The sequence below is a fragment of the Acidisphaera rubrifaciens HS-AP3 genome, from assembly GCF_000964365.1.
Lineage (GTDB): Bacteria > Pseudomonadota > Alphaproteobacteria > Acetobacterales > Acetobacteraceae > Acidisphaera > Acidisphaera rubrifaciens.
On record NZ_BANB01000100.1, the window covers coordinates 1 to 11,627 of the forward strand.

The following is an 11,627-nucleotide window of genomic DNA, read 5'->3' on the forward strand; positions in this document are numbered from 1 at the left end:
CAGCACGCGCGCCAGCAGCAGCGCCTGGCGCGCCTCGCCGATCAGGCTGCCGCCGTCGTTGGACGCCGAGCCGTCCACGCCGATGCCCACCCGCGCCCCCGCCGCGCGCAGCGCCGCCACCGGCGCGATGCCCGACGAGAGGCGCATGTTCGAGCACGGACAGTGCGCGACGCCCGTCGCGGTGCGCCCGAACCGGGCGATACCATCCGCGTCGAGGCGGACGCAGTGCGCGTGCCACACGTCGGGGCCGAGCCAGCCCAGCGCCTCGGCATACTCGGCCGGCGTCTGGCCGAACCGTTCGCGGCTGTAGGCGATGTCGGTCGCACTTTCCGCCAGATGCGTGTGCAGGCCGACGCCGTAGGCACGCGCCAGCGACGCCGACTCCCGCATCAGGTCGGGGCTGACGGAAAAGGGCGAGCACGGCGCCACGCCCACGCGGATCAGCGCCCCGGGGGCTGCGTCGTGATACGCCTCGATCACGCGCCGCGTGTCGTGCAGGATCGCGTCCGTCGTCTCCACCAGCGCATCCGGCGGCAAGCCGCCGTCGCTCTCCCCCACGCTCATCGACCCGCGCATGGCATGAAAGCGCAGCCCGATCGCCGCCGCCGCCTCGATCGTGTCGTCGAGCCGGCCACCGTTGGGAAACAGGTACAGGTGATCGCTCGACGTGGTGCAGCCCGACAGGATCAGCTCCGCCATCGCCAGCATCGCGGAGACGCGAAGCATCTCCGGCGTCAGCCGCGTCCAGATCGGATAGAGGGCGCGCAGCCAGTCGAATAGTTCGGCATCCTGCCCCGCCGGCACGGCGCGGGTCAGGCTCTGGAACATGTGGTGATGCGTGTTGACCAGCCCCGGCAGGACGACATGGCCCGCGAGGTCGATCACCTCGTCGGCGGCGAGGTCGGGCGGCGGCGGCCCCTCGCCGACCGCCATGATCCAGCCGTCCTCTATCATCACATGGCCGCCGCGCAGGTCGCGCCGCGCCGCGTCCATGGTGACGATCAGATCGGCGTTGCGCAGCAGCAGCCGGCGCATGGGACGCTCCGTGTGGGTGGCGGAGTGGGCTACAGGTCCAGCAAGCGCCTTGCCAGGCCGATCACCCGCCGCGCCTCGTCCCACAGGGCATACTCGTCGAACCGGTCGAAATCCGCCCACGCGACCGCCGACACGTCGCTGCCGGGGCGGGGCGTCCCGTCCGCGTAGCGCGCGGCGAAGTCGATGATCGTGTAGTGATAGCGCACCCGCCCGTCGGGGTCGCGGTGGATGCTGTCCACCTGCGCCGCCAGCAGCAGCGGTCCCACCGCAAGCCCGGTTTCCTCGTCGAGTTCGCGCCGCGCCGCCGCCTCGGCCGTCTCGCCGAGTTCCTGCGCCCCGCCTGGCAGGCTCCATGCGCCGAGCGCCGGGGGCCGGGCGCGGCGGACCAGCAGGACCGCGCCGGGCCGCAGCACCGCGACACCGATGCCGACGATCGGACGGTCGGGATAGAGGCGGCTCAATGCCTCCCGACGCCCCGCCTAATGCCCGCCGGGCGCGGTGAGGCCGGGAGGCAGCGCCGGCGCGCCGGGATGGATCAGACCCTGCAACTGGTCGCCCGTTGTCGTGACCGGCGTCGGCGGCGGCTTCAGCGTGGCGAAGGTCGGCGCCAGCAACTCGTTCTTGTAGTTGCCGAGACGATAGTCCCAGCCGTCCACCACCTTCGCCAGCGCCGCCGATCCCGGGCCGCTGACGGCGAAACGCGACCATGAATCCTTGTCCTCGCCGAGCAGCGTGACCGTCACCGCCATGCCGGAGCGCAGGCGATAGACGGTCGTCGCGAGGACCGGCGCCTGCGGCACCGCCTTGCGGACGTCATCGAAGGACAGCAGCTCCAGCGCCCGCCCCGTCTCATCCAGCTTGGTGTCGTCCACCGGCGGATGCGGGTCGGGACGCAGCACCGACAGCGGCGCGTCGGGCCGCCCGCCGGTGCGCACGAGATCGATCGTCGTCGCCCCGCGCGTCGTCGTCACCTGCACGACCTGCGGCCCCTCGATGTTCATGATGTCGCGGTCGAGCCAGTCCTGCGCGTCCGGGTCCACGTCGATGTTGCCGGAGGCGAGCCAGGTGCGCGCCTGTTCGGGACGCCGGACATACAGCGTCGCGACACCGCCGCCGCCGCCGGGCCGCTGCGTCGCGTGATGCCGGCCGAGATCGACCGCCACGATCGGCTTGCCGTCCGGCCCCAGCACCCGCACCGTCGTCGCCTGATCGGCAGCGGCCGCGCCCGCGGGCTTGGCGGGATCGGCGAGGCCGAGGCGGGCATACAGCGTCGGATTGCTGGTGCGCGGCTCCAGCAGCCGCAATTCGGCGAGCGACGTCAGCAGCGCGTGCACCTTCGCCGGCAGCACCTTGTAGCCGTCGTGCTGCGCGGCGCCCCAGGCCGCGTCCTTGCCGCTGCCGGTGCGCACCAGCGTCAGCCGCTGCGTACCCTTGGCGATCTCGATCCGCGCCGCATCCGCCAGACGCGCCGGCAGGGCGGGGAACATCAGCGTCCCGCGCGCGATCGTCATGCGTTCGGTCGCGACGCTCCCGGGACCGAACACCCAGCCGGCGGCGAGCACCGCAAGGCCGAGCACGAACAGAGTGATGCCGCTGCGCGCCCTCATTGCCGCCTCCTCACGCCCGCCCCCGCATGCGCCGGCGCCGGAGCGCGTAGCCGAGCACGATCGCCAGCACCGCCAGCACCGCCGGCACCGCGACGATGTCGCCGACCTTCACCTCCGTCTCCAGCGCCGCGATGTCCTGACGGAGATGCAGCTGCACCTGCCGCAACTGCTCGCGCGTGTGCAGCACGTCGGTGCGGACATCCTCGATCGCCGCCGCCTGCTGCGGCGTGATCGTCGCCTGATCGCCGCCGCTGCCGGCGCGCAGGTCGCGCAGTTCCTTCTCCGTCTCCTGCAGGTGCGTCTGCAGCTTCTTCTCCGTCGCGCGGAACTCCGCCTCCGCCTTCTTCTGGATGCGCAGCACGACGTCGAAGGGACGGATGCTGTCGCTGCGGCTGCGCAGACCGATCAGCGCATCGCCGCCCGCCAGCGTCCCGATCACGTTGACGAGAAACGGCCCGTTGTCGCTGAACTGCTCGGCCTGTGTCTGGCCGAAGAAGTCCTGTGTCTTCACCCAGAACCGGTCGGCCAGGATGTCGGTGTCGCCCACGACGACCAGATCGGCGGGCTTCGCCGTCTGCGCGCGGTAGGCGGGGAAATCGGCCGGCCGCTTCTGCCCCGCGGCCAGCGGTGGCGGCCCGCTGAAGGCGGAATGCAGGATGCCGCGGATGCGCGCGGCGATCACCCGCGGGCCGCCCGCCACGTGAAAATCGGCCAGCACCTCGGCCGGGTTGGGGTTGCGCACCTGATCGACCGAAATCAGCCCCGATTGCGGCCCGCTCGTCAGCAACGGGTGGAACTCGATCGCCGCCCCCGGCTTCTTGCCCACCACGCCCGCCGCGGCCACCGTCACCTGCTGCAGGTCGGCGGTCGCCGGATCGTCATGCGCGATCCCGTCGCGGATGTTGAACCAAGGCACGTAATCCACGGCCGCGATGCCGTCGCCGTCATGCGAGCGGACCCGCCACGCGCCGTCGAGGTCGCCGACCACGTGCGTCGGATCGAAGGTGATCCCCCAGGCATCGAACAGCTTCCTGAGATTGGACGAGGTCTCCAGCGCCGGCATGCCGTTCGGGCCGCCGGCCATCGCCTCCATTTCGCTGTGCGGATCGACCATCACCATCAGCCGGCCGCCGCGCATCACGAACTGGTCGATGGCATACAGAGTGGCATCCGACAGGTTCTGCGCCTGCGCCAGCAGCAGCACGTCGACATCGGCCGGGATGACCTGCGTGTCGAGCGGGAGCGACTTGACCGTGTCGGCCTCGCGCAGTTGCTGTATCGACAGCCACGGCGCGCCGGCGCGCGAGCCGGTGCGCATCGCCATCATCGCCTGCCGCGGATCACCCTCCAGCGGCAGCGACGACATAAGCCCGACCACCGGCCGCTTCGCGTTCGACAGCTCCTGCACCAGTTTCGTCAGGTCGTATTCGAGGAAGCGCTCGCGATCGGGCTGGAAAAAGGCGATGGTCTTCTGGTCGTCCAGCATATTGGTGCCGACGAGGCCGAAATAGACCTGCTCGCCCGACTGATCGAGCGGCACGCCCTGCAGCCCATAGGCGACGGCTCGATCCTCGGTGTCGCTGTAGGGTTCGGGGTCGTACATCTGCACGCGCAGCTTGCCGTGAGACAGCGCGGCGTACTGACGCAGCAGCTCGCGTACATGGTCGGCGAGCGTGCCATAGGACGGCACGGCGGTGCCGAGGGCGCGGGAGTAGAACAGCCGCAGCGTGATCGGGTCCTTCAGCCCGCGCAGCACCGAGCGCGTGCCGTTCGACAGGGTATAGAGATGCTGCTGCGTCAGATCAGCATGGACCGTCGCCAGCCGCGTGTCCGCGAACAGGTTGACGCCGATCACCAGCGCGAGCGCGCCGATGACGCCGAGCAGGGTGGAGAGGGTGCGGCTCATGCCGGGTCAGCTCGCCTTGCGCGCGTCCACGAGGACGGTGTTGAGGCACAGGAAGAACCCGATGAACGACGCGAAATAAATCACGTCACGCAGGCTGATCAGCCCGCGGGCAAAGTTGGCGAACCGGTCGAGCACGCCGACACGCCGGGCGATATCGGACAGCACAGGCGCGTTGCGCGACAGGAAATCCGTCACCACCGGATAGGATGCGACCGCGAAGACGAAGCACGCGGCGACCGCGAGGACGAAGGCGATCACCTGGTTCTTCGTCGCCGCCGACGCCGCCGCGCCCACCGACAGGAACGCGCCCGCGACCAGCAGCGCGCCGATATAGCCGGACAGGATCGCGCCGTTGTCCGGTCGGCCGAGCAGGTTGACGGTGATGATGAACGGAAACGTCAGCAGCAGCGCGATGGCGCAGAACGCCCAGGCGGCAAGGAACTTGCCGATCACCGCCTGCCCCTGCGTCACCGGCAGCGTCAGCAGCAGCTCGATCGTGCCGAGCCGCCGTTCCTCCGCCCAGAGGCGCATGGTGATCGCCGGCACCAGCAGCAGGAACACCCAGGGCAGGAAGTTGAAGAACGGCGTCAAGTCCGCCTGCCCGCGGTCGAAGAAGCCGCCGAGGTTGAACGTCAGCGTGCCCTGCAGCAGCAGGAAGATCACGATGAAGACGATGGCGACGGGCGTCGCGAAATAGGCGCCGAGCTCGCGCCCGGCGATGGTCAGGATGTTGCGCATCGGACTCTCCCGTGGGCGGCTGCCTCGCGCAGCATGGCGATCATGGACCGGACGTCAGGCAGCCTCGGGCAGCAGCGTGAGCTGACGGAAAACCTCCTCAAGCCGCCCGCTCGGGTGCCGCTGCGCCAGCGCCTGCGGCGTCGCGTCGGCGATGACGCGCCCGCGGGCGATGATGATGGCGCGCGTGCACACCGCCTCCACCTCCTCGAGGATATGGGTGGAGATGACGATCGCCTTCTCCGGCGCCATCCGCGCGATCAGCGTCCGCACCTCGTGCTTCTGGTTCGGGTCAAGGCCGTCGGTGGGCTCGTCGAGCACCAGCACCGGCGGGTCGTGGAGCAGCGCCTGCGCGAGGCCGACGCGGCGCTTGAAGCCCTTCGACAGTGTCTCGACCGGCTGGAGCAATACCTCGCGCAGCTGTGTCAGCTCCGCCGCCCGCGCCACGCGCGCACCCATCTCCGCGCCGTGATAGCCGCGCACGCGGGCACAGAAGCGAAGAAAGCCGCTCACCGTCATTTCGGGATAGGTCGGCGCGCCTTCCGGCAGGAAGCCGAGCGCGCGGCGCGCGGCGACCGGGTTGCGTTGCACGTCGTGGCCGGCGATGCGCGCGGTGCCGGCGGTCGGCGTCATGAAGCCGGCCAGCATCTTCATCGTGGTCGACTTGCCCGCGCCGTTCGGCCCGAGAAAGCCGAGCACCTCGCCGCGCCGCACGGCGAACGACACGTGGTCCACGGCGGTGAAGGTGCCGAAACGCTTGGTCAGGCCGTCGATCTCGATCAGCGCGGCGCCCGCGCCCGTCGCTTCTGTGGCCTGCACGTTTGCCATCTCCGACCCCACCCCCGTGGCCGGCGGCATAGCGCATCACGGCCGGGATGCAAACCGGACCCGGGTCAGGATGGAGAAGGCTTCATCCAAAATGACACGCCCCGACGGCCGGATCGACCGGATGCGGCGACCATCGGCGGAGGCGGCCTAAAGCCACTCATTGAGGTGGTCGGGAAGGGCGTGGATGGGCACCTTCACCAGATCCTTGCCGAGCCGGCCCACGACCCTCGCCGAGGCCTGTGCCGACAAGGCCTCGGTCAGCATCGGCAATTCGTCCACCGGCGCGACGACGACGAGGTGATCGAAACGTCCCTCGGCCGCCGCACGGTTGATCTCCTCGGCGACCGCACGGAGAAAGGCCGCCTTCGCCCTCTCGTGCGCGTCGTGCTTCGGCTCGATGGCGTGCCGCGTGGCACCGACGCTCTCGAAGCTGCGTCCCGGGCGGTCGGTGCCGAGCGCCGATGACCGAACGCCCGCGTGCGGCGACGTCCGGGCCGAGATTTCGTGCAACTCCCGCCGATGCGGCTGCGGCATCAGGAAGCGGACATGCTCGCCGTCGATGATGACGATCCAAAGGCGGGCGTGATGCACCATGATGACCTCTCCGCCCGGCGGCGCTGCCGGAGGAGGCAACCTGGCCGGCCCGGCGATGCACCGCACTGATCGGAATCAACCGCCCCGGTCCACCGGGACCGTCCGCTCCTCGGCGCCGGGCCCGACCGCCGGCACCACCGGCACCGACTGCGCCCCGGCGGGCGCGAGCAGCACCATGTCGGGCGCGGGTTGCCCGCGCATCACCTCGCCGAGTTCGCGCGCGAGGCCGTCGGCCACCGGCAGGCGGGTGTGCAGCGGGTCCCAGTAATGGTCCGGCGCCCGCGTGATCGCACTCGGGATCATGAAGTCGGCGGCGACCGTGCCGGGCCGCGACGCCGCGATGGATGCGACGCGCGCCTTGCAGGCGGTCCACAGCGCGGCCTGCGGGGTGCCGGGCCTCGGCTGGATGCCGACATAGTACGGGACGAAATAAAGCAGCACGCGCGTCGCCGCCGGCAGACGCGCCAGATCACCGCGCAGCCGTTCGAGGGCCGGAAAATACCAGCCGTCCGGCCCCGGCGCCTGCGGTCCCGGCGGCATGAAGGTGATGCCGAGCGCGAGGTGGCGTGCGGCACGCGCGGGATCGTACTGCGCATCCGGCGGCACGAAGCGTGTGTAGCCGTCGCGCCCGTACACCTCGCGCTTGAGGCCGAGCAGGATGCCCGCCTCCCGCCCCGCCTCCTCCAGCGCGTCCAGGTTAAGGATGTGCGCGTATCCGGCCCAACGGTTCGTGCCGTACATCCATTCCGGGAACGGGCGCGGCGTGTAGTGCGGGCCATAGGGCACGCCTCGCGGGCCCGCGCCGCACCACGCGACGTCCAGACCGACGAGTACGAAGTGGGCATGCGGGTGCGTCCGTGCGAACAGCTCCAGCATCCGTGACTGCTCATAGGCGGTCGCGGCATTCATCGCGAGATTGACGACGCGCGCGCCGCCGAGCGCCGCGTCAAGCACGGCCGGACGCAGCAGCCGGCTGGTCGAGGTGCCGATCACCGCGCTGTCGAACGCGGGCGAGCGGGCCAGCGCCGGGTGCGCGTAGCGGGCGTTGCTGGCCACCGGCACGCGATCGAACGGCGGCGACAGCGGCAGGTCGTCGAACGGATCGACGATCGCGACGAACAGGTACAACAGCGCGAGGGCGGCGAGCGTCAGCGCGGCGGTGGCGGCAAAGAAGCGCCGCCACGCCCCCTCCCGCGTGTCCGGTCCCGTCACGTCAGAACTGAAAATAGATGAAGGTGGTCGGCAGCCGCCCGCCGGTCAGCAGCAGCGCCCAGGCCAGCAGCGCGCCCGCCGGCAGCGCGTAGAGGAGGCGCGGACGCCACGCGCCGAGCGCGATCGCCTGGCTCGTGGGTGCCGCGAGCGCGACCGCCGCCCCGCCGGCGAGGGCGACCACGTATTCGCGGTCCAGCGGGAAGCCGTGCCATCCCTGCACCCCGGCCAGCGCCGCCAGCATGTGGGCCGCGATGGTGAAGTCGGGCGAGCGGAACAGCACCCACCCCGCCATGACGAACAGCAGCGTCAGCGCCCAGCCGACCGGGACCGGCAGCCGCCAGCCCCGCCGCCCGGCCCAGCCTTCCCACAGATGCGCGACGGCCAGCGCCCCGCCATGCAGGCCGCCCCACGCCACGAACGTCCAGTTCGCGCCGTGCCACAGCCCGCCCAGCAGCATGGTCGCGACCACGTTGCCCGCCTGCCGCCACGGCCCGCAGCGGTTGCCGCCCAGCGGGATATACAGATAGTCGCGCAGGAAGCGGCTGAGCGTGATGTGCCAGCGCCGCCAGAAGTCGCGGATCGAGATCGCCCGGTAGGGAGCGGCGAAGTTGACCGGCAGCGTGAAGCCGAACATCAGCGCCAGCCCGATCGCCATGTCGGAATAGCCGCTGAAGTCGAAATAGAGCTGCAGCGTGTAGCCGCCCGTGGCCGCCCATGCCTGCGCCGCCCCGACAGCGGCACCCGACGCGGCGGCATGGTCCCAGACGCGGTCGACCAGCGGCGCCAGCGTATCCGCGATCACGACCTTCTTCAGCAGCCCGATGCCGAACAGCACGAGCCCGCGCCCGAGCCGCTCCCAGACGCCGGCCCGGCGCGGGTCGAGGGCGAATTGCGGGATGATCTCGTTGTGGCGCACCAGTGGCCCGGCGATCAGCTGCGGGAAGAACCCCACGAACAGGGCGAAGTCGCTCAGGCTGTACTGGTGGCGGTCGCCGCGCCGCAGATCGACCAGATAGGCGATCTTCTGGAACACGAAGAAGCTGATGCCGAGGGGCAGCACCAGCGCCCAGGGATGCCACGGCACCCCCGCCACGCCGAAAGCGGTGCCTCGCAGGAAGTCGGCGTATTTGAACAGCGCGAGCACCAGCAGGTTCAGCGTCACCCCGACCGCCGGCAGCGCCCGGCCCCAGCCTGCCCCATAGGCCCGGGCGATGCCCCAGTTGGCGAGCGTCAGCCCGACCAGCAGCGGCACGTAGCGGACGTCCCACCACCCGTAGAACACGAGCGACGCGCCCACGAGCCACGCCTGCCGCGCCGCCCGCACCCCGGCGAGCAGATACCAGCCCGCCAGCACGGGCGGCAGGAAGCACAGGACGAAGACCTGCGAGTTGAAGAGCATCCGACCCGGATAGACCGCCCCCGGCCGCCGCGCCAAGGGCGCCCCCGGCGGCGGCGTGCCGCCACGCGGTTCAGCCCGGCGGCAGCACCTTGCCGGGATTGAGCAGCCCGGCGGGGTCGAGCGCCGCCTTGATGCGGCGCATCACGTCCAGCTCCGCCCCGCCGCGCCATTCGGCCAGCATGTCCGGCTTGAGCCGCCCCACCCCGTGCTCGGCCGAGAAGCTGCCGTCGAGGTCGCGCACCACCTCGTTGACCGCCTCCATCACCTCATGGCCGCGGGCGAGGAAGGCGGTGGGATCCATGTCCGGCGGCTGCTGCAGGTTCATGTGGATGTTGCCGTCGCCCATGTGGCCGAAGGCGACCGGCCGCGCCCCGGGGATCAGCGCGCGACAGGCGGCGCTCGCGCGCACGATCAGCTCCGGCACGCGGGAGACGGGCACGGAGACATCGTTCTTGACCGACGCGCCCTCGCGCTTCTGCGCCTCGGCGTGCTCCTCGCGCAGCTTCCAGATGGCCGCCCGCTGCGCCCCGGATTCGGCGATCACCGCATCGGTGATCTCGCCCGCCTCCAGCGCCTCGGCCAGCACCGACTCGAGCGCGGCACGCAGCCCGGCGCCGGCGCGCGGACTGCCAAGCTCGACCAGCGCGTAGTGCGGCGCGGGCGCGGCCAGCGGCAGGACGGCGCCGGGAATGTGGCGCAGCACGAAATCCATGCCGGTCGCCGACATGTATTCAAAGGCCTGCAACGCCCCCGCGTCCTGTCCGCGCACGCGGCTGAACAGCGTCAGCGCCGACGCCTCGTCCGGCACGGCACAGAGGGCGAGTTCCACCTCGGCCAGCCGCGGGCGCAGCTTCAGCACGGCGGCGGTGATGATGCCGAGCGTGCCCTCGCTGCCGACGAACAACTGGCGCAGGCAGTAGCCGGTGTTGTCCTTGTGCAGCCGGCGCAGCGCGTTGATCACCTGCCCGTCCGCCAGCACCACCTCCAGCCCGAGCACCATGTCGCGGGCGTTGCCGTAACGGACGGTGTTGTTGCCGCCCGCGTTGGTGGCCAGCACGCCGCCGATCGTCGCGGTGCCCTCCGAACTGATCGACAGCGGCAGCTTGGCGCCGGCCGCGTCGGCCGCGTCCTGCGCCTCCTTCAAGGTCAGCCCGGCCTCGGCCTCCATGGTCATGTCCACGGGGTCGATGGCGCGGACCCGGCGCATGCGGCTCAGGCTCAGCACGACCTGTCGCCCGTCTTCGGACGGCACCGCGCCGCCCACCATGCTGGTGTTGCCGCCCTGCGGCACGATCGCGACGCCCGACGCGGCGCAGCTGGCGACGCAGAATGCCACCTCCCGCGTGTTCGCCGGGCGCAGCACGGCGGCCGTGCGGCCCTGGTAGAGCCGGCGCCAGTCGGTCGCATAGGGCGCCGTGTCGGCGGGGTCCGTCAGCACGCCCCCGGGGCCCAGCACCTCGCGCAGCCCGGCCAGCAATTCCGCCCCGACCTGTGCCGTCATCGTCCGCTCCTCCCCCTTCCAGCCTTCCGGCCGGTGTGCGCGCGGGGACCGGGTCACGCAAGGGCGGCAGCCCGGCCATGCCGACGCTTCGTTTATCGCGGTCCCGGTTACGGGCAGTCTGGCACCCAATCATACTAAGGGAGGTCCGGCATGAGCCTGCAATTCATCGGCATGGTGCAGCCGCGCGAGCAGTCGGAGACGCATCCGCCGCGCGGTCCCGCGATCGACCTCGACTGGCTGCGCGCCAGCATGACGGCGCATGAGGAGGCCGGCTTCGACCGCGTGCTGATCGGCTGGTACTCGAACGGACCGGACGGGCTGCAGGTCGCGGCCTATGCGGCGGCCTATACCAGCCGCGTCGGCTTCCTTGTCGCCCACCGCCCGGGCTTCATGTCGCCCACCAACGCCGCCCGCGCCTTCGCCACCCTCGACCAGCTCAGCCGCGGGAGCGTCGCCATCCACGTCATCAGCGGCGGCGACGACACCGACCAGCAACGCGACGGCGACTGGCTGGACAAGGACGCGCGCTACGCCCGCACCGACGAATACGTCTCGATCCTGAAGACCATCTGGACGGCGGAGGCGCCGGTCGATCACGACGGTCGCTTCTATCGTTTCCGCGGCGCGCAGCCGGAGGTGCGCTGCGTGCAGGCGCCGCACATACCCGTCTATTTCGGCGGCGCGTCGCAGGCGGCCATCGACGCGGCCGGCAAGCACGCCGACGTCTATGCGCTGTGGGGCGAGACCCGCGCGCAGGTGCGCGAGATCACCGCCCGGGTGCGCGCCGCCGCCGCCGCCCATGGCCGGCCC

General features: G+C 71.2%; 11 protein-coding genes. 1 reads left to right on the plus strand and 10 read right to left on the minus strand.

Annotated elements, in window-relative coordinates:
• From B8460_RS03905 to B8460_RS03950, 10 genes are all read right to left on the minus strand, one after another.
• Nucleotides 1-1,035: 8-oxoguanine deaminase (locus B8460_RS03905; protein ID WP_048860266.1), on the minus strand; the 1,035-nt coding region annotated here is incomplete at its 3' end.
• 29 nt (nucleotides 1,036-1,064) lie between these two features.
• Complete coding sequence (locus B8460_RS03910; protein ID WP_048860267.1) at nucleotides 1,065-1,496, minus strand: NUDIX hydrolase; 432 nt, start codon at nucleotides 1,494-1,496, stop codon at nucleotides 1,065-1,067.
• Nucleotides 1,497-1,514: 18 nt separating this feature from the next.
• Nucleotides 1,515-2,642, minus strand: a complete 1,128-nt coding sequence (locus tag B8460_RS03915) for a DUF4340 domain-containing protein (RefSeq protein ID WP_048860268.1) — start codon at nucleotides 2,640-2,642, stop codon at nucleotides 1,515-1,517.
• A gap of 10 nt (nucleotides 2,643-2,652) precedes the next feature.
• Nucleotides 2,653-4,548 (minus strand): GldG family protein, encoded by a 1,896-nt coding sequence (locus B8460_RS03920; protein WP_048860269.1) that lies wholly within the window; start codon nucleotides 4,546-4,548, stop codon nucleotides 2,653-2,655.
• 6 nt (nucleotides 4,549-4,554) lie between these two features.
• Entirely contained in the window at nucleotides 4,555-5,286 is a 732-nt protein-coding gene (locus B8460_RS03925) for an ABC transporter permease subunit (protein ID WP_048860270.1), read from the minus strand.
• Nucleotides 5,287-5,340: 54 nt separating this feature from the next.
• Nucleotides 5,341-6,102, minus strand: coding sequence for an ABC transporter ATP-binding protein (locus B8460_RS03930; protein ID WP_241771102.1), 762 nt, complete (start codon nucleotides 6,100-6,102; stop codon nucleotides 5,341-5,343).
• A 156-nt stretch (nucleotides 6,103-6,258) separates the two neighbouring features.
• On the minus strand, nucleotides 6,259-6,705 hold the full coding sequence (locus B8460_RS03935) for a host attachment protein (RefSeq protein WP_048860271.1): 447 nt from the start codon (nucleotides 6,703-6,705) through the stop codon (nucleotides 6,259-6,261).
• A gap of 75 nt (nucleotides 6,706-6,780) precedes the next feature.
• Nucleotides 6,781-7,917, minus strand: coding sequence for a hypothetical protein (locus B8460_RS03940; RefSeq protein WP_048860272.1), 1,137 nt, complete (start codon nucleotides 7,915-7,917; stop codon nucleotides 6,781-6,783).
• A gap of 1 nt (nucleotide 7,918) precedes the next feature.
• Complete coding sequence (locus B8460_RS03945) at nucleotides 7,919-9,316, minus strand: MBOAT family O-acyltransferase (protein ID WP_048860273.1); 1,398 nt, start codon at nucleotides 9,314-9,316, stop codon at nucleotides 7,919-7,921.
• A gap of 70 nt (nucleotides 9,317-9,386) precedes the next feature.
• Nucleotides 9,387-10,817, minus strand: coding sequence for an FAD-binding oxidoreductase (locus B8460_RS03950; protein WP_048860274.1), 1,431 nt, complete (start codon nucleotides 10,815-10,817; stop codon nucleotides 9,387-9,389).
• Between the two features lie 150 nt (nucleotides 10,818-10,967).
• On the opposite strand from B8460_RS03950, the gene B8460_RS03955 reads away from it, so the two are divergent.
• A partial coding sequence (locus B8460_RS03955) for an LLM class flavin-dependent oxidoreductase (protein ID WP_048860275.1) occupies nucleotides 10,968-11,627 on the plus strand: 660 nt, incomplete at its 3' end.